Genomic DNA, 19547 nt, shown 5'->3' on the forward strand with positions numbered 1-19547 from the left:
TAACGGCTTATCTTGCTCGTTCCAACACTTTTCTTTTCCTCTTCTACTTCATACGTTGTGCGCAAAAAATAGCGACTGCGCGATCACAAATGTTGCCTTGATGTTAACTCTGCCTTTTCTTTTCTAAAAAATCACGGTAATAATGACAAAGAGATGCACAAAAAATGCACAAATAATCAAGCTGTTCTCTTATGGTTCTGGAGGGTGTTTCGGCACTTTTAAGGCGCTCGGGCAGCAAGGATGAAGACACATCAAGGAGTCATGATGAATACTAAACGTTTACTCGCTACTGCCGTATTAACCGCTACTACTGCTTTTTTACCTACCACTGTTCTCGCTAGCACGGCAACGGTTGCGGTTTCTCAAATCGTTGAGCACCCAGCACTCGATGCGGCAAGGCAAGGCCTACTAGATGGTTTGAAAGCCAAGGGCTACGAAGAGGGCAAGAACCTAGAGTTTGATTATAAGACTGCGCAAGGGAACCCCGCTATTGCGGTGCAAATCGCACGCCAGTACGTGGGTGAAAACCCTGATGTGTTGGTAGGAATAGCGACGCCATCAGCCCAGGCTTTGGTCTCTGCGACTCGTTCCATTCCCGTGGTGTTTACAGCGGTAACGGATCCCGTGGGTGCAAAATTGATTCAATCCATGGAACAGCCTGGTAAAAACGTGACGGGCTTGTCTGATTTATCGCCTGTCGCGCAACACGTCGATTTAATTAAAGAAATTCTGCCAGCGGCTAAAACGATTGGTGTTGTTTATAACCCTGGTGAAGCAAACGCTGTAACGTTAGTTCAGTTGCTTAAAGAGAGTGCTCAAGCAAAAGGACTGCAAGTGGTAGAAGCAACGGCGCTTAAAAGTGCGGATGTTCAATCTGCAACGCAAGCTATTTCAGAAAAATCGGATGTCATTTATGCGCCGACAGACAATACAGTAGCAAGTGCGATTGAAGGTATGATCGTCGCCGCTAATCAAGCTAAGAAGCCTGTATTTGGTGGTGCGACGTCGTACGTTGAAAAAGGTGCAATTGCAGGTTTAGGTTTTGATTATTATCAAGTGGGTGTGCAGACGGCTGACTATGTAGCGGCGATTTTAGAAGGGCAAGACCCGGGTAAGTTAGACGCTAAAGTCGCGACTGGGTCTGACTTAGTGGTAAACGAAAAGGCGGCAAGCAAGCTTGGTATTGCATTACCAAGCTCTGTAGTGAAACGTGCGACGAGCATGCAGTAAGAGTGGTTTTTAGGTCGGCATAATGTCGACCTAATTTGTGCAGAAAGGAGCAGTTATGTCTGCATTTGCATTTTTTGGTGCGCTCGAGATAGGCCTTATCTATGGTTTGGTTGCCTTGGGCGTTTACCTTACGTTTCGTGTTCTCGATTTCCCTGACTTAAGTGTCGATGGCAGTTTCCCTATGGGGGCTGCGGTCGCGGCTACGGCCATTATCGCGGGCATCAATCCTTGGCTTGCAACCGGTATGGCGATTATTGCTGGTGGCATGACAGGGTGGGTAACGGCTTTCCTTGCCGTCCGTTGTGGCATTTTACATCTACTGGCATCCATTCTTACTATGATTGCGGCGTTCTCCATCAACATTCGCATCATGGGGAAACCCAACGTGGCGCTTTTGGGCGAAGAGACGATCCTAACACCATTTGAAGCTATAGGAGATCCTATCTACATCCGACCTCTGGTCGTGGGGGTGTTGATTTTACTTTCCGCACTGTTTGTTGTACGTCTTCTAAACAGCGACTTCGGCTTGGGTTTAAGAGCGACCGGGGTGAACGCTCGAATGGTGGCAGCGCAAGGTGCGAGTACAGGCATTTATACCTACTTTGGTTTGGCGCTATCCAACGGTTTTGTTGGTTTTGCTGGTGCTTTGTTTGCTCAAACCAACAGTTTTGCTGATGTGACCTCCGGCGTTGGCACCATTGTCGTTGGTCTTGCTGCGGTTATTTTAGGGCAGACTTTAATTCCTGGCAGAAAGATTTGGGTTGCGGTATGCGCCGTAATTATCGGCTCGATCTTATACCGACTCGCTGTCGCATTTGCGTTGAGTTCGGGTATGTTTGGCTTGCAAGCATCCGACCTTAATCTAGTGACTGCTGTGTTGGTTGCGGTGGCGTTGATTGTCCCCAAACTTAAACAGAGTATGAAAGCCAGACAACGAGTGTCGGATGCGAAACAATCGGCATCTAAAAACGAGTCCGGGGAGGCACTATGATCGAGCTTAACAATATTCAAGTGACTTTCAATCCAGGCACCATTTTGGAAAATCGTGCATTAAAAGGCGTATCATTGGTAGTGCCTGAGCATCAGTTTTTGACCGTGATTGGTTCAAATGGTGCGGGTAAATCTACCTTGCTAGGCGCGGTCACAGGTGAAACGCCGATGATTGGCGGGCAGGTGATCATTGATGGTCAAGATGTGACGCGAAGAACCGTGTTTCAACGAGCCACCCAATGCGCTCGTGTTTTTCAAGACCCACTTGCAGGAACCTGTGGTGATTTATCCATCGAAGAGAACATGGCGCTGGCTTATATGCGAGGTAAACATCGTGGCTGGGGGATGGCATTGTCGGCTAAACGACGCAAAGTGTTCCAAGAACGAATTAGCATTCTTGGGCTTGGTTTAGAAGATCGATTAGGCGACAGTATTGGTTTACTTTCTGGTGGTCAACGACAAGCGGTAAGCCTAGTCATGGCGACCTTATCAGATAGTAAACTTTTACTGCTTGATGAGCACACAGCGGCACTCGATCCTCGTATGGCAGCATTTGTTATCGATCTAACCAAGCGCATAGTGAATGAGTTCGACCTGACGGTGATGATGGTGACGCACTCGATGAAAGACGCGTTAGCATGTGGAGACCGAACCGTGATGCTCCACCAAGGCGAAATTGTGCTCGATGTGGCGGGAGAGTCACGAGCCAATATGGAAGTCTCGGACTTGTTGGAAATGTTCTCTAAAGTCCGAGGGGAAGAGCTCGCTGACGACAGTCTGTTGTTAAACTAGGCCGAGTCAAAACACGAACGACACCTACCAAGTGATCCTCCTTAAGAAAAGTTCTGATACGGTAATTTCGTAAGGAGGATTTATCGGCAAAAGATCCCATGACAGGGTTGCTTAACCGACGAGGAATGCAAACCGTCTGGCGCAACAAAATAACCAAGAAAAATATTGCTCTGGCTGTCTCAATCGATTGTATCGAGTTCAACAAAGGTTATCGAGCTAGGTTTTACGGTTTCTGGTGGTGTTGCCTTTAAGTCATCTAGCAAGCTTGAGCATTTTGATGAACTGTTCAAAATTGCGGACAAAAAACTTTATCAAGCCAAAACGACGGGTAAGAATAAAATTTGTTTCTAAGTAAAACTGTTCAGTAAAAGGGCGATTAAATCGCCCTTTTTTATGTATTCAATTACGCCGTGCAGTTTACGCTAGCATGGAGACGATCACGGTAATGTTGGATGTGTTCTACAATAGGTGCGGCTTTGTTGAAAATGCGAATTTCACGGAACAGTTCATTGGCTTCTGGGTACGCTTGACGTAAGTAAGAGAACCACTGTTTTACGCGATTCGGATAATACAAGCCTTTGTCGCCTTTCATTTCAAACTGAGAGTAGTAAATCAGCAAATCAACGACTTCTGACCAAGGCATTGGCTGGTGGTTGTATTTCACTATATTGCCAAGGTTAGGAATGTTGAATGCACCACGGCATACCATCAAAGAATCGACACCTGTGGTTTCAATACAGCGTTGACCATCTTCGTAGCTCCAAATCTCGCCATTCGCAATCAGTGGGATACTGAAGCGTTCGCGGATCTGCGTAATGTATTCCCACTTGATTTCAGATGCTTTATACCCACCTTGCTTAGTACGAGCATGGACAGTTAGCTCATTCGCACCAGCGGATTGAATGGCATCGACAATCTCAAAACAGTCGTCAGGATTTTCCCAACCTAAGCGGATTTTAGCCGTAACTGGGATATCACTTGGCACCGCATCACGGCACGCTTTTACGATGTTATGAATGAGTGCTGGATGTTGCAATAGCGCAGCACCCCCCTTGCTTTTATTTACCAAGCGGGCTGGGCAACCAAAGTTCAGGTCAACACCACGAGCACCAAGTTCGGCTGCTTTGATGGCGTTCTCTGCCATCCAGTTCGGGTCTTGACCAAGCAGTTGAACATGCACGGGAACACCTGGTAAAGTTTGCGAGCCTTGCAGGAGTTCTGGGCATAAACGATGAAATACGTGATCAGGCAGAAGTTGGTCAACTACTCGAACAAATTCTGTCACACACAGGTCATAGTCGTTTATTTCGGTCAGGATTTGGCGCATCAAATGATCCAAAACGCCTTCCATCGGGCCTAATACAACTCGCATAGCTTGCCTAATACCGTTTGATAATTAAAGAGGGGGGCGATTGTAGCGATGTCCACTAAGTTTGTCATTAACTACAGGTGACGCCTTCAGAATCTGGTATCTGAAATCGACTGAGGTATAATGCCGCCAAATTCAGGGGAAACCAGACGTCATGCAATACACATTGATTGAGAAAAGAGAAGTTCAACTAGAGGTATCTTCACTGTTTATGGAAGGTGCAGTACTTGCTGCTAATCTGACAACGAAGCCTTTGACTCCGGAAACTTGGTTAGAGCCACTGTTAGGTGACCGTTTTAAAGCGATTCAGCCTGCGGTGGAAGCGCAGATTCACAAACAGCATAACTATATTTTATGCAATGAATACTCGATTCTTGCTTTGACGGAAAGCCGTACGGACCAATTGGCAGACTTTGCTGAAGGCTTTATGTCGGTTTGGTCAATGATTGAAGAACAGTGGCAAGGCGTCGAGCTTAATGATGGATTGCAACGCATGCTGCAAGCGCTGTTGACGACCATGATGCTGGCTATCGATGAAGACCAGACTCAACAGCAGATGCGAGATGCAGGCATTGAAATACCGCCAACGCTAGCTGATTTGGTTGACCAGCTGGATTTGATGATTAATGAAGTTGCACTCGGTGCCGATGAGTTGATGGTAGGCAAAAAATCAAAGAGCTTGAATCCATTTAAAGAGGTCGGTCGCAACGACCTTTGTCCTTGCGAAAGTGGCAAGAAGTTCAAGCAGTGTTGCGGTAAGTGACCGAATACAAAATAAAAAGCCGACCTAGTGGTCGGCTTTTGCTATTCTTTGGTTGGCGTTTTATCGTCAACGGCTGATTTACTGAATTGGATTTTTACGTTTGTTACTAAAGAACTGAGCAATCAAAATAAACGCAAGAGCAACCAAGTTACCAGCAAAGATCACAACTAACCATTGAGGCATCGAAAGACCTAAGAATTGCCAAACGATCTTCGAACAGTCACCGTAGGCTTCAAACATCCAAGGAACCCATTGGTTGAGAGGAGCCCAGCTTGGGAAAGTTACGAACAGGTCACAAGTCGCGAACGGGGATGGGTTAAACTGATAGTCCACATGCTGTAATGCTAGCTGTAGGCCTTTGTATGCGCTTGCTCCCCATGCCGCTAATCCCAACCAACGGATTATTGGATTGTTAGGTGCGATAAGACCAATCAGCGCTGCTGCGCTAATTCCCATCATTGCCACGCGCTCATAAATACACATCACGCATGGTGATAACATCATCACATGTTGGAAAAACAGGGCGCAGACTTCGAAAAATAAGATAGCGAGAAGAAGGAGCAACCAAGATAAGCGTCTCTTTGAAAACTGATTCAGTGCTGTAAAAATCGTCACGGTTTTATTCCTGTTTGAAATAGAAAAAAGCTCTGATTACTCAGAGCTTTTTATCGTGGATAAGTTTCCTTATCAACTTATATTTTAGTGACCGCCTGACAAAGCGGGCGTTAGATCACCTGTGCTCGGCATAATCCAACCTGCTTCGTAGAAGAAAGCAGTGGCAGGTTCAAGGAAGAAAATGATGCCCATCATGCCAACGAGTGCCAGTACGATCGTATATGGTAGCGCCATGATGACCATGCGTCCGTAAGATAGACGAACCAGAGGAGCCAACGTTGACGTTAGTAGGAATAGGAATGCCGCTTGACCGTTTGGCGTTGCAACCGATGGTAGGTTTGTTCCTGTATTGATTGCTACTGCCAGCAAGTCAAACTGATTACGTGTAATTTGACCTTCAATTAGCGCCGTTTTCACTTCGTTGATGTAAACCGTACCAACGAATACGTTGTCAGATACCATTGAAAGTAAGCCGTTAGCCACATAGAACATCGCTAACTGAGTACCTTTGTCCTCTACGGCAAGTACCGCATCGATAACCGGTTTAAACAGTTCCTGGTCGATGATCACTGCAACGATAGCAAAGAATACGGCAAGAAGTGCGGTAAATGGCAGAGCTTCTTCAAATGCTTTGCCCATTGAATGCTCTTCGATGATTCCAGTAAAGGCTGTCGCCAGTACGATAACCGATAGACCGATCAACCCAACGGCAGCCAGGTGAAGTGCTAATGCCGTAATCAACCAAACAGCGATGATGCCTTGTACCCACAGTTTAGCGACGTCTTGGTTAGTACGCGTCGTGCGTTCTTCAAGGTCAAAGTCCATTAGGATCTTGCGTACGTTATCAGGCAATTTTGCACCGTAACCAAATACATTAAGTTTCTCAACGAAAGCACAAGTAAGTAGGCCACAGAAGAATACAGGCAGTGTTACTGGTGACATTCGAATTAGGAACTCACCAAAGTTCCAACCTGCTTGGCTAGCGATGATCAAGTTTTGTGGTTCACCAACCATGGTGGTTACCCCACCTAGAGCAGTACCTACACCCGCATGCATAAGCAATGAACGTAGAAACGCACGGTAGTTTTCTAAATCGTCGCGAGTCAGTTCAGTGATGGTGTCATCTTTAGTGTGGTCGTGATCGCCTATAGGGTTACCAGAAGCAACCTTGTGGTAAATTGCATAAAAGCCTACCGCTACGCTGATCACAACGGCAATCACTGTCAACGCATCTAAAAAGGCGGACAAAAATGCAGCAGCAAAACAGAATGCAAGTGAAAGCAGAGTTTTTGAACGAATGCCAAGCAGAATTTTTGTGAAGATAAATAGCAAGAGGTTCTTCATGAAGTAGATGCCGGCTACCATGAATACCAACAATAGTAAGACTTCAATGTTGGCAACAAGCTCGTGCTTTACCTGCTCCGCACTTGTCATACCAATTGCTACGGCTTCAATCGCCAGCAGGCCACCTGGCTGAAGTGGATAACATTTCAGCGCCATTGCCAGTGTGAAGATGAATTCAGCAACAAGCAACCAACCCGCCAAAAATGGGTCAATTAGGAAGAAAACAATCGGGTTAACAATAAGAAAGGCGATAATGGCAACTTTGTACCAATCAGGCGCTTTACCAAGGAAATTCTTGATAAAGGCATTTCCGAGCGATATCGGCATGATAATTCTCTTTATAACAAAATTATGAATAGACACTAAAAAATAGTGCTCAAGCATCTGTTTATTAGACTTATTGGTTAGTCCTTTAAAACAATAACTTAGAAAAACAACAATTCATTGAATTTTTGTAGTCTTGCCAAGTTACTTCCCCTGAACCTGAGCACCGCTCATTTTTGACCGCAACTCTACACTCGGACGCTTATTAGTCAATAACAAACCTTAATGCAACAGACTAAACTGGTTTTTCATTGTAATAACGCGATCAAAACGGCGTTACTATACCATGAAAAGGTGGGAATTAAGCACTTTGAATTGCAAACGCAACCCAATTGCGAAAAATGATAAATTAAAAAATAATATTAATCGTTTTACACAATTTTATTTTGCAAATGGTGAGTATTAAAATGTGACAGAGTAAACTCTATTTTTCTTGAGATTGTAGCTTGTGTTGAGTTGGTAAAATATAGATTTTGCCAACTTGGTTCCAAATAGGCGGAATTTCAATTCGAACTAATATATAGAGCATTAACTCTATATTGGCAAAGCGTTTCATTAATGGATCGTTAATTTTCTCAAATCGTTAAGTAGTGGTATGATGAGTCGTATCGACCCTTAGAAATCAATACTGGATAAATATAGAATGGTCATTAAGGCTAAGAGCCCTGCAGGATTCGCAGAAAAATACATAATCGAGAGCATTTGGAACGGCCGTTTTCCTCCTGGCTCAATTTTACCCGCTGAACGTGAGCTGTCTGAACTTATTGGTGTTACACGTACGACTCTACGTGAAGTATTACAGCGTCTAGCACGTGATGGATGGCTGACAATCCAACACGGAAAACCAACAAAAGTGAATCAATTTATGGAGACCTCTGGTCTGCACATTTTGGATACACTGATGACTTTGGATGTCGACAACGCAACCAACATTGTAGAGGACCTACTTGCTGCGCGTACTAACATCAGTCCTATTTTTATGCGCTATGCGTTTAAAGCAAACAAAGAGAGCTCAGAGCGTACCATTAAGAACGTTATCGAGTCTTGTGAAGCTTTGGTTAATGCTTCGTCTTGGGAAGCGTTTATCGCGAGCTCACCTTATGCAGACAAAATTCTGCAAACAGTGAAAGAAGACAACGAAAAGGACGAAGCAAAGCGCGAAGAAATTCTGATTGCTAAAACGTTTAACTACTACGATTATATGTTGTTTCAACGCTTAGCGTTTCATTCTGGAAACCAGATCTACGGTTTGATCTTTAATGGATTGAGAAAACTGTACGATCGTGTCGGTAGTTACTACTTCTCAAACCCGATATCTCGTGAACTCGCGTTGAAGTTTTATCGTCAATTACTGGAGACGTGCGAAACCGGTGAGCGTGATCAGCTACCAATCGTCATTCGCCACTACGGAATGGAAAGTGCGCAAATCTGGAATGAGATGAAAATGCAACTGCCAACCAACTTTACAGAAGACGACTGTTAAGTTTCTCTTATTTAGTTTTCAGAAACCGCAGGTGTGAAAGCCTGCGGTTTTTTATTTCGTGTTTATGCTAAGGACAGCTTGGGTAACGGTAGATATAGGGTTTCGATGATATCTGAAAGCATCTGTTCGTAAGCATTAAATATAACCAAGGATAGTTCGGACGTTATGTCGTATAACGCTTCTTCATTGAGTGATACTTCTTCGCTGTTCAGATGATCAGTGAGTACTTGTATGGATTTTGTCGATTTAGGTGAACCGATGATTAACGGACTAATGACTGCAAGCTGATTGAGCCTTCTGACCATTATTGACGCATCGTTTTTTATTCTCATTGCGCCCCCTGGAGTATGAATATCTTGAATGCTGATACGCATCTGGGTGAGCGTCTCTAAACTGTCCATGACCGTTTGCCAATTCATCTGATATTCGTCGTAGAGGTCATCTCTTTGCAAGACAGCAAGCCAGGCTATAGTGACCTCATCCATCAAAAATAAGGTGTGGCGAATGAGTTTTCCATGCTCTAATTGATTGCGAGCTAACGAGTATCCTTGCCATTGTTTCAGCAACTGCTCAATTTTTATCTGAAGCATTCGATAGATAGGTTTATTTTCAAAACGAGCAGTCTCTATTAATTGATGCAGCTTGCTATTTAATTCTTGATTGATCGCAGCGATCTCATTGTGATGATTTTGCTGACCTTGGAAAGAGTAGTGGGTCACCGCTCGGTGGCGACGAAGTAGACAAGTGACATCCCGTAATAGAATGAGTAATCGGTACTTGCGAACCTGCTGCTTTTCTCGCTTATTAGCTAAGTGGTAGATTCCCGCCAGAATAGCAACGGAGATCAAAGTAGAAATCAAAACAAACATAACCAACTCCTTGTTAGTGCTTTTGACCTAGCAATTAAGTAAGAGCAGCTTTAATGCCAGAAATAGAAGCCATAAAAAACAGTAGGTTATGTTATTTTCCTTGGGCTAAGCGTACAAATTTGGTGCGGGGTTTCCCCAAAAGTGTGAACGTAAAAAAATCCCCGCCATATTTGGCAGGGATTTTTTGGAAAGCGTAAATAACGAATTACATTACACGCATGCCTGGTTGAGCACCTTCGTGTGGTTCAAGAATCCAAAGGTCTTTCCCGCCAGGGCCTGCAGCTAGGATCATGCCTTCAGACATGCCGAATTTCATCTTGCGTGGTTTCAAGTTTGCTACTACGACAGTGTATTTACCGACAAGATCTTCAGGCTGGTACGCTGCTTTGATACCAGAGAATACTTGGCGCATTTCACCACCGATATCCAGTTGGAATTTCAGCAGTTTGTCTGCTTTTGGCACTGATTCGCAAGACACGATCTTAGCGATACGTAGATCCACTTTTGCGAAATCATCGAATTCGATCTCGTCAGCGATTGGGTCTTTGCTTAGCTCGGTTTCGTTCGATGCGGCTTCAGCTTTCTCTTTTGCTGCCATTTCTGCTGCAGCATCTTCTTTCGATGCTTCGATCATAGCTTCGATGTTCTTAGGATCGATACGGTTGAACAGCGCCTTGAACTTAGTGATCTCGTGACCAGTAAGTGGTGCAGCGATGCTTTCCCAAGTTAGCTCTCCGTTAAGGAACGCTTCAGTACGCGCAGCTAATGCAGGCATCACTGGTTTCAGGTAAGTCATCAGAACGCGGAACAGGTTAATACCGACAGAACAGATTTCTTGCAGTTCCTGATCTTTGCCTTCTTCTTTTGCTACGACCCACGGTGCTTTTTCGTCAACGTATTGGTTTGCTTTGTCTGCGAGTGCCGTGATTTCACGGATAGCACGGCCAAACTCGCGAGTTTCGTAAAGCTCTGCAATACGCTCTGCTGCTGCAACGAATTCGTTGTATAGCTCAGGTTCTGCAAAGTTTTCAGCGAGCTTGCCGTCAAAACGCTTAGAGATGAAGCCTGCGTTACGAGACGCTAGGTTAACGATTTTGTTCACTACATCGGCGTTGACACGTTGCGTGAAGTCCTCAAGATTTAGGTCTAGGTCGTCGATACGGCTATTTAGCTTAGCGGCATAGTAGTAACGAAGACATTCAGGATCTAGGTGGTCTAGGTAAGTGCTTGCTTTAACAAACGTACCTTTAGATTTAGACATCTTCGCGCCGTTTACCGTTACGTAACCGTGTACGAATACGTTGTTTGGCTTACGGAAGCCAGAGCCTTCTAACATTGCAGGCCAGAATAGAGAGTGGAAGTAAACGATGTCTTTACCGATGAAGTGGTAAAGCTCTGTCGAGCTGTCTTTCTTCCAGTACTCTTCGAAGTCTAGACCTTCAGTTTTGTCACATAGGTTCTTGAACGAAGCCATGTAGCCAACGGGTGCGTCTAGCCAAACGTAGAAGAATTTGTTCTTCTCGCCAGGGATCTCGAAACCGAAGTAAGGCGCATCACGTGAGATATCCCATTGCTGCAGACCAGACTCGAACCACTCTTGCATTTTGTTCGCTGTCTCAGATTGAAGAGAACCAGAACGTGTCCACTCTTTTAGCATGCTTTCGAACTGAGGTAGGTCGAAGAAGAAGTGCTCAGAGTCTTTCATGATTGGCGTTGCGCCAGAAACCGCTGATTTCGGGTTGATCAGTTCGGTTGGGCTGTACGTTTCACCACAGTTATCACAGTTGTCACCGTATTGGTCTTCTGACTTACACTTAGGACAAGTACCTTTTACGAAACGGTCTGGTAGGAACATTTCTTTCTCAGGATCGAACAGCTGAGAAATTGTACGGCTAGAGATAAAGCCGTTCTTCTTCAGCTCAAGATAGATGTGAGAAGCTAGCTCACGGTTCTCATCTGAGTGTGTGCTGTGGTAGTTATCAAAGCTAATATCAAAGCCAGCGAAGTCTTTTTGATGCTCTTCACTAACTGCAGCGATCATCTCTTCTGGTGTAATACCCATCTGTTGTGCTTTTAGCATGATTGGTGTGCCGTGAGCATCGTCAGCACAGATGAAGTTTACAGTGTTGCCACGTAGGCGTTGGTAGCGAACCCAGATGTCAGCTTGAATGTGCTCAAGCATGTGACCTAAGTGAATCGAACCATTAGCGTACGGAAGGGCACAAGTTACCAGCAGTTTTCTTGGATCGTTTGCCATACTTAATAATCGCTTTTTGATAGGTATAAAAAATAGAGAGTAATACTACCCCATGAGCCTCCTAACGCCAAGGTATCAAACCATGGATTGCCTTAGTTTTTTTGGGGTTCTGAATCTTGCTTCAGGGTGCTACGATTAGAGGCACTGTACCCAAGCGCATTTAGGTGACTTGAGTATATAAGGAGACCTTATGCATCAGTTCACTTCAAAACAAGATTTTTGTCATTGGCTTAACCAATTCCAGCATCCACAGTTGGTGGAAAACTGGGCAGATATTCACGGCATTGTCGCGATTCCAGCGCAAGGTGGCATTCAAATTACGTTGCCATTTGCGAGTAATGAACTCCAAGCAGTACTCAGTGATTGGATTAAGGAGCAGCAAGCGTCAGGCACGGTTCCTGAGTTTGCGTTCCATATCGAACTTGGTGTGAAAGCACTGGAAACTCAAGTCGAAAACGCAGTTAAGGGAGTGAAAAACATCATCGCAGTTAGCTCAGCGAAAGGTGGAGTAGGAAAATCAACCACGGCGGTCAATCTCGCTCTTGCAATCGCGCAGTCTGGCGCGAAAGTCGGTCTGTTGGATGCAGACATCTATGGGCCGTCTGTACCGATGATGCTTGGACAAGAAGATACGAAGCCAGAAGTTCGTGATGCTAAGTGGATGAAACCCATTTTTGCCCATGGCATCTATACTCATTCTATTGGCTATTTGGTGGATAAATCCGAAGCGGCGATTTGGCGTGGTCCAATGGCATCAAAGGCGTTGGCCCAATTATTAACCGAAACAGAATGGCCAGATTTGGATTATTTGGTTATTGATATGCCACCAGGTACAGGGGATATTCAACTGACCTTGTCACAACAGATTCCGGTGACAGGCACGGTATTAGTGACAACGCCACAAGATCTAGCACTCGCCGATGCTCGTAAAGGGGCGGCGATGTTCCATAAAGTTAATGTGCCAGTGGTGGGCGTCGTTGAGAACATGAGCTATCACATTTGTAGCCAATGTGGTGCCGTAGAGCACATTTTTGGTACGGGTGGTGCAGAGAAAATATCGCAAGAATTTGGGTTAGCGTTACTTGGACAGATCCCACTTCATATCGCCATGCGAGAAGATATCGACGCCGGAATACCAACAGTGGCGAGACGTCCAGATAGTGAGCATGCAGGTTACTACAAACAGATCGCCGATCGTGTTTGTGGCACGATGTATTGGCAAGGCAAAGCCAAATCAGACACAATCAGTTTCACAATGGTGAACTGAGTGCATACTCTGGTTTGGTTAAAAATCATACACGCCAACGTTTGCTTTAGGGTTCATTCTCTACGCAGAAAGAAACTTATAACTAAACCCTAATTCCAGCTAGTATCTAAGGGGTGAACTCCCTATAATCAGGCAGTTTATCTATTTATGTGACTAGAAAATCATCATCGGGTGCAAACTAATGTCTGATAATAATCAATGCGTCATCGTAGGTATTGCTGGCGCTTCTGCTTCTGGAAAAAGTCTGATCGCGAGCACGATTTACAATGAGCTTCGCGAGAAAGTGGGCGATCATCAAATCGGTGTTATCACGGAAGATTGCTACTACAACGACCAAAGCCACCTAAGCATGGAAGATCGAGTAAAGACTAACTACGACCACCCGAGCGCGTTAGACCACGACCTACTTTGTGAACACTTAGAGAAATTGGTACGTGGCGAAGCGGTAGAAGTACCAGAGTACAGCTACACTGAGCATACTCGTACAAGCAATACCACAGCAATGACACCTAAAAAGGTCATCATTCTTGAAGGTATTTTGCTTTTAACGGACCCACGTTTACGTGATCTAATGCACGCGACAGTATTTATGGATACGCCTTTGGATATCTGTCTGCTTCGCCGTGTTAAACGTGATGTTGAAGAGCGTGGTCGAACAATGGAATCAGTTCTTAAGCAATACCAACAGACTGTTCGTCCGATGTTCATGCAATTTATTGAACCTTCTAAGCAATACGCGGATATTATTGTTCCTCGTGGTGGAAAAAACCGTATCGCGATTGACGTTTTGAAAGCTCACATTGCAAGACTTTTGAAAGCTTAAGCCTTTAGATGGCTATATTGCTTTATTTTTGTGAAAAGAAGTGGCACTTTAAGTGCCACTTCTTTTTTTTGTTTTTAAATTAGCCAGTTGCAAAGTAAAGCCGGACAATTTTCATGCTGTTGTGAAATGATCAGTGCGAGCTTAGCTATATAATTTAAAAACTCACGAGCAAGGAAAAAGCACATGAAGAAACTGCTCTTAGTTATAGCCATACCTGTTGTAGTTATTTTAGCTGCGGTGCTAGCGCTAACCGTCTTCGTCAATCCGAATCAATTTAAGCCGTTAATTGTGGAACAAGTACAGAAGCAAACGGGTTTAGAGTTGGTGATTGAAGGGGACATCAGTTGGCAGTTCTTTCCATCGATTGGCTTCGAACTGGGTCGCACTGAACTGAGAAACCCGCAAGGCTTTAGTCAACCAAATCTATTCAAAGTTGACACGGTCGGTGTTGATGTCTCGGTCATGCCTCTGCTTAGCAAGCAACTCGAAATTGGCAACGTCACATTAGATGGTGCTGAGTTCTACCTTGAAACGCTGAAAGATGGTAGCAAGAACATTGATGCGCTGACCAAAGCACAATCTCAACAAGCTGAGCAATTTACTGAGCCAACTTCAGTACAAACGGAAGGTACGCAAAGCTCAGCTTCTGATTGGACGATCAACCTTGCAGGAGTGACTATTTCTAACGGTTATGTTGAAATCCAAGATCAGCAAACCGGCAGCGACACCAAGCTTTCTGATATCTCCTTAAACCTATCACAGTTTGCTTTTGATCACTGGACGACAGCTGACTTCGGTGTGAAAGGTGAAATGAACGATCAAACGTTCACCGCGCAAGGCAAAGCGGACTTTAAATTGGCAAAAGGTCTTGTAAGCTACGCGTTGAAAAACATCAACTTTGATGCAACCTACGCTGACGAAGCAAACAAAATTGAATCTGCGACCATTGGTTTAGACACGTTTGAGTTTGATAAAGTAAACCGCCTAAGCTATGCGTTGAAAGGCGACGCGGGCGGCATGAAGCTAGACATGCAAGGCGGTGGTGAACTGATTGTTGATAAAGCGATCAGCAAGGTTCAATTGAACAAACTGACGTTAAAATCGACTTTTGAAGGTGCTGCACTTCCACAATCACCAATGAAAGTGGATATGGCCTCTGACCTATCGTTCGACTTAACGAAGAGTCACTTGAGTTTTGTGCTGGAAAATCTCACCGCAAATGCGATTGTGTTAGACGGGAAAGCGGATGTGACATTAGGTGATATCCCTAAAATTCGTTTCGCACTGCACAGCCCTAACATCGATGCAGATGAATTTTTGGGCTTGAATAAGCAAGCGCCTTCAAGTGATAAGTCAGCATCAGGTGGCGAAAGTGCGCCAGTTGGTCAAGAGGGTGAGCCAGACTTATCAGCTTTAAAAGTACTGGATGTGAAAGGTGATATCAAGATCGATAAGTTCAAAGCCGCGAATGCGAAGATGGAAGCAGTCAAAGCAGACTTCTCCATCAATCGTGGTGTGTTTGACCTAACGTCATTCAGCTCTAAACTTTATCAGGGCACAATCACCGCAACGGCGAAGTTAGATGCTCGTAAATCGCCAGCAACTTATAGCGCGAAGCAGTCGATTAAAGGTGTCCATGTTCAGCCACTGCTAATTGATGTCGCTAACAGTGATAAGTTGGAAGGGACCGGTAATATCGATGTGAACGTTAGCGGTAAGAGCTTAACGCCAACAGGCATGAAGAAGAACCTAGTGGGTACGGTCGCGATTAACTTTACAGACGGTGCAGTTAATGGCATCAATGTCGCTCAATTGATTCGTGAAAACTATGCGCGATTTAAAGGCCAAAGCTTAGAAGGCACAGATGAAGTCAAGAAAACTGACTTTAGCGCAATGACGGCAACAATGAGATTAAACAAAGGCGTTGTTTATACGGATAATCTTCAAGCTCAATCCCCATTATTGCGTTTGCGTGGTAAAGGCAGTGCAAACTACCTCAATGAAACGGTCGATTTTACTATCAGTACGTCTATTGTTGGTTCACTGGAAGGGCAGGGCGGAAAAAATATCGATGAGCTGAAAGATATTACGATTCCAATCAATGTTTCCGGCAAGTGGGCGGAGCCAAAATTTAAGCTAGTATTTGATGATGTTCTGAAACAGAAAGCACAGAAAGAAATAGACCGAGGCGTTGAAAAGCTAACGGACAAAATTAAAGATGAGAAAACGAAAGAAGCGGTAGACAGTTTGTTGAAGAACTTGTTTAACTAATTTTAGAGTTCGCTTTATTTTTACAAAGCAAAGGGTTGGCACTGAACCAACCCTTTTTTATACCCAAGTAACCTAGGGATGCTTGGTTCAGTGAGAAGATTACCAATCCACCCCTTTCAGCGCTTTTACGCCGGATTCAAAGGCGTGCTTTACATTCTTCACTTCCGAGACGGTGTCTGCCATTTCAATCAATGAACGATGAGCAGCACGACCGGTGATCACGACTGATTGCATTTTCGGGCGGTTATTCAGTGCTTCAACGACTTCCTCTAAGTCGATGTACCCATAGCTCACCATATACGTCAGCTCATCAAACAGAATCACATCAATCGATTCGTCTTTCAGCATGCGCTTACATTCTTGCCACACAAGTTGAGCGGCTTCTGTATCGGCGGTTTTATTTTGCGTTTCCCAAGTAAAACCCGTTGCCATGACTTGGAATTCCACGCCGAGGTTTTCTAGCAGGTTACGCTCTCCATTATCCCACGTGCCCTTGATGAACTGAGCAACAGAACATTTTAAGCCATGACCAAGTGCGCGAGCGATGGTGCCAAAACCGGAGGTCGATTTACCTTTACCGTTGCCAGTAATGATGAGTAATAAACCCTTTTCTTCTTGAGCGGCGGCGATCTTTGCGTCTACTTGTTCTTTTACTTTTTGCTGGCGAGCCTTATGGCGTGCCTCTTTGTTCTCTTCGATAGACATTCTCTTTCCTTAATTCTATCTACAAGCCAGTGTGCTGACTTGGGTAAAGCAAATTATCTCGCTATGATAGTTCAACAGCAGGTAAAGAAAAACCATCGAGAATACAGGGAATAAAATGAAGAAAGTACTCGTTGTTTGTATGGGCAACATTTGTCGCTCACCTACGGGAGAGGCCGTATTAAAATCGAAAGCACAGGCGCTAGGAGTGCCACTACAGGTAGAATCTGCAGGTACCATTGGTTATCACGTAGGAAGCCGTCCGGATGCGCGTGCCATGCAAGCAGGTCAGTTACGTGGTTATTCATTCAAAGGTATGAAAGCACGTAAGGTGGTTGTTGGGGACTTTTCCGCGTTTGATATGGTGTTGGCGGCGGATAAAGCCAATTTAGCGGATTTATTGGATCTCTGTCCGGATGAGTATCGACATAAAGTGTCTTTGTTTCTGAGTCATGGAGATTCTCGCTACGACGAAATCCCTGATCCATACTACGGGGGGGAGAACGGTTTCGAACTGGTATTGGACCTTATTGAAGAGGCATCAGACGCCATTCTAAAAAAGCTGATATAAAACAGCGAGTCGTTTTCACGACACAATTGAAGAACAAAAGGGATGAGCTCAGCTCATCCCTTTTGGTGTGTTAGCCAGCTAGGATGTCGGTGGCAACTTTATAGCTTGGGTCTTCTTTCACATTAATTTCTACCAAGCTACCCGCTTTATCGAGAAGCTTACGGCAGTCAGGGCTTAGGTGACGTAGGTGAAGTGTTTTGTCTAACGTTGCGTAGCGTTCTGCAAGCGTTTCTATCGCTTCAATAGCAGAGTGGTCGGTTACGCGTGAATCAGCGAAGTCAACAATGATATCTTTAGGATCATCTTGCGCATTGAACAACTCAAGGAAGTTCGCTGCCGAGCCGAAGAAAATAGGGCCGTGAATCTTGTACTCTTTTGAGCCTTCTTCGTTTAGGCGGGTATCCGCATAGATGTGCTTAGCATGCTGCCATGCAAACATTAGAGCAGAGGCAATGACACCAACCGCTACGGCTACGGCAAGGTCAGTCAGAACCGTCACTACTGTAACGAGAACGATAACAAAGAAATCTTGCTTTGGTACACGGCGCGCCAATTTAAACGTTGCCCATTCAAATGTTCCGATTACTACCATGAACATCACACCAACAAGCGCTGCAAGCGGGATCATTTCAATAAGTGATGATGCGAACAGGATGAAGATCAGTAGTGCGCTTGCGGCAACAATACCAGACAGACGGCCACGACCACCTGAGTTTACGTTGATCATAGATTGGCCAATCATCGCACAACCACCCATGGCACCGAATACCGAGCAGGTCATGTTTGCCATACCTTGACCGATACATTCACGGTTAGATTGACCACGAGTGTTGGTCATCTCATCAAGTACCGTTAGCGTCAGTAGCGATTCGATCAGACCGATGGCTGCAAGGATTATCGCGTAGGGCAGGATGATTTGAATGGTTTCCAGCGTAAATGGTACTACCGGAATTGAGAAAGTCGGCAGAGAACCAGCCAATGTCGCAGCCTCATCACCAGACATTGTGCGTAGGAAATCTACAACCGTACGTGTTTCAAGATCTAAGCCCACTACAAGTGCTGTTACGGTTACGATGGCAACAAGTGATGAAGGCACTGCGGTGGTTAGCTTTGGTAAGAAGTGGATGATTGCCATTGTTAGCGCAACGAGACCTAGCATAAGCAGCATTTGGTCTTGTGGTAGCCAAGTAAGCATACCGTTGACATCAGGTGCCTTAAATTGACCAAGCTGAGCTAAGAAGATAACAATTGCTAGGCCGTTCACGAAACCAATCATTACCGGATGTGGAACGATTCGAATGAACTTGCCTAGCTTGAATAGACCAGCTGCGATTTGCAGGATACCGGCTAGCATGATGGCAGCGAATAGGTACTGAACCCCATGAGTCGCCACCAGTGAGACCATAACAACGGCCATCGCACCAGTCGCGCCTGAAATCATACCAGGACGGCCACCGAAGATAGAAGTGATTAGGCCTACGATGAACGCAGCATACAGACCAACCATAGGGTCAACACCAGCAACAAATGCAAATGCTACGGCTTCAGGAACCAATGCTAGCGCAACGGTTAAACCTGATAGCACATCGTTTTTTACTGAGTGCTTAGAAAATTGAGGAAATTCGAACATGTGTAATATAGGGCTCTTTTGGCAATGAAATATCTCCCGACATATATTCGTGTTTGCATAAGCGCTAATAGGTGAAGTTATGTTCACGCCTATCAGTTCAAACTGTAGTGAAAAAGAGCTGCATCAGAATGGTGTCGAAAACTTGAGTCGGCGAATGCTACCGAAAAGTGTGATTAAGTTCAAGAATGATAAGGAGAATGAGCCACAAATGTGATCAGTCATTGATATTAATGTGAACAATAATATT

16 protein-coding genes and 1 pseudogene are annotated in these 19547 nt (G+C 44.8%); 10 read left to right on the forward strand and 7 right to left on the reverse strand.

What is annotated here, in order from left to right; genetic code table 11:
* The first annotated feature begins 264 nt into the window (after positions 1-264).
* The 4 genes and pseudogenes from AK965_RS10220 to AK965_RS10235 all read left to right on the forward strand — a co-directional run.
* Positions 265-1230: an ABC transporter substrate-binding protein gene (locus AK965_RS10220; protein ID WP_099079513.1), complete on the forward strand. Its 966-nt coding sequence runs from the start codon at positions 265-267 to the stop codon at positions 1228-1230.
* 55 nt (positions 1231-1285) lie between these two features.
* On the forward strand, positions 1286-2221 hold the full coding sequence (locus tag AK965_RS10225) for an ABC transporter permease (protein ID WP_099079514.1): 936 nt from the start codon (positions 1286-1288) through the stop codon (positions 2219-2221).
* Positions 2218-3012, forward strand: a complete 795-nt coding sequence (locus AK965_RS10230; protein ID WP_099079515.1) for an ABC transporter ATP-binding protein — start codon at positions 2218-2220, stop codon at positions 3010-3012. Before AK965_RS10225 ends, AK965_RS10230 begins: the two co-directional genes overlap by 4 nt.
* 74 nt (positions 3013-3086) lie before the next feature.
* Positions 3087-3363: pseudogene (locus tag AK965_RS10235) on the forward strand (hypothetical protein); the annotation flags it as partial.
* 52 nt (positions 3364-3415) lie between these two features.
* Here AK965_RS10235 and dusC read toward each other — a convergent pair.
* Positions 3416-4384, reverse strand: coding sequence for a tRNA dihydrouridine(16) synthase DusC (gene dusC, locus AK965_RS10240; RefSeq protein WP_099079516.1), 969 nt, complete (start codon positions 4382-4384; stop codon positions 3416-3418).
* A gap of 151 nt (positions 4385-4535) precedes the next feature.
* Between dusC and AK965_RS10245 the strand changes: the two genes are divergently transcribed.
* Complete coding sequence (locus AK965_RS10245) at positions 4536-5144, forward strand: SEC-C metal-binding domain-containing protein (protein ID WP_099079517.1); 609 nt, start codon at positions 4536-4538, stop codon at positions 5142-5144.
* 78 nt (positions 5145-5222) lie between these two features.
* Here AK965_RS10245 and dsbB read toward each other — a convergent pair whose 3' ends face one another.
* Complete coding sequence (gene dsbB / locus AK965_RS10250) at positions 5223-5759, reverse strand: disulfide bond formation protein DsbB (RefSeq protein ID WP_099079518.1); 537 nt, start codon at positions 5757-5759, stop codon at positions 5223-5225.
* Positions 5760-5843: 84 nt separating this feature from the next.
* Positions 5844-7430 (reverse strand): Na(+)/H(+) antiporter NhaB, encoded by a 1587-nt coding sequence (gene nhaB / locus AK965_RS10255; protein ID WP_099079519.1) that lies wholly within the window; start codon positions 7428-7430, stop codon positions 5844-5846.
* Positions 7431-8070: 640 nt separating this feature from the next.
* On the opposite strand from nhaB, the gene fadR reads away from it, so the two are divergent.
* Positions 8071-8910, forward strand: coding sequence for a fatty acid metabolism transcriptional regulator FadR (gene fadR / locus AK965_RS10260; RefSeq protein WP_099079520.1), 840 nt, complete (start codon positions 8071-8073; stop codon positions 8908-8910).
* A 62-nt stretch (positions 8911-8972) separates the two neighbouring features.
* On the opposite strand, the gene AK965_RS10265 is transcribed toward fadR, so the two are convergent.
* Both AK965_RS10265 and metG read right to left on the reverse strand, forming a co-directional pair.
* Positions 8973-9779 (reverse strand): hypothetical protein, encoded by an 807-nt coding sequence (locus AK965_RS10265; RefSeq protein WP_099079521.1) that lies wholly within the window; start codon positions 9777-9779, stop codon positions 8973-8975.
* Positions 9780-9984: 205 nt separating this feature from the next.
* A complete protein-coding gene (gene metG / locus AK965_RS10270; RefSeq protein ID WP_099079522.1) occupies positions 9985-12036 on the reverse strand; it encodes a methionine--tRNA ligase in 2052 nt (683 codons plus the stop codon).
* 190 nt (positions 12037-12226) lie between these two features.
* Between metG and apbC the strand changes: the two genes are divergently transcribed.
* The 3 genes from apbC to AK965_RS10285 all read left to right on the forward strand — a co-directional run bounded on the left by apbC (position 12227) and on the right by AK965_RS10285 (position 16397).
* Positions 12227-13303: an iron-sulfur cluster carrier protein ApbC gene (apbC, locus tag AK965_RS10275; protein ID WP_099079523.1), complete on the forward strand. Its 1077-nt coding sequence runs from the start codon at positions 12227-12229 to the stop codon at positions 13301-13303.
* Positions 13304-13484: 181 nt separating this feature from the next.
* Positions 13485-14126: a uridine kinase gene (gene udk / locus AK965_RS10280; RefSeq protein ID WP_099079524.1), complete on the forward strand. Its 642-nt coding sequence runs from the start codon at positions 13485-13487 to the stop codon at positions 14124-14126.
* A 183-nt stretch (positions 14127-14309) separates the two neighbouring features.
* Positions 14310-16397, forward strand: a complete 2088-nt coding sequence (locus tag AK965_RS10285; RefSeq protein WP_099079525.1) for an AsmA family protein — start codon at positions 14310-14312, stop codon at positions 16395-16397.
* A 99-nt stretch (positions 16398-16496) separates the two neighbouring features.
* Here AK965_RS10285 and cobO read toward each other — a convergent pair whose 3' ends face one another.
* Positions 16497-17102: a cob(I)yrinic acid a,c-diamide adenosyltransferase gene (cobO, locus tag AK965_RS10290; protein ID WP_099079526.1), complete on the reverse strand. Its 606-nt coding sequence runs from the start codon at positions 17100-17102 to the stop codon at positions 16497-16499.
* Between the two features lie 115 nt (positions 17103-17217).
* Between cobO and AK965_RS10295 the strand changes: the two genes are divergently transcribed.
* Complete coding sequence (locus AK965_RS10295) at positions 17218-17670, forward strand: low molecular weight protein-tyrosine-phosphatase (protein ID WP_099079527.1); 453 nt, start codon at positions 17218-17220, stop codon at positions 17668-17670.
* A gap of 70 nt (positions 17671-17740) precedes the next feature.
* On the opposite strand, the gene AK965_RS10300 is transcribed toward AK965_RS10295, so the two are convergent.
* On the reverse strand, positions 17741-19300 hold the full coding sequence (locus tag AK965_RS10300) for a SulP family inorganic anion transporter (protein WP_099079528.1): 1560 nt from the start codon (positions 19298-19300) through the stop codon (positions 17741-17743).
* Between the last annotated feature and the right edge of the window lie 247 nt (positions 19301-19547).

The organism is Vibrio sp. PID17_43, from assembly GCF_002608565.1.
Classification (GTDB): domain Bacteria; phylum Pseudomonadota; class Gammaproteobacteria; order Enterobacterales; family Vibrionaceae; genus Vibrio.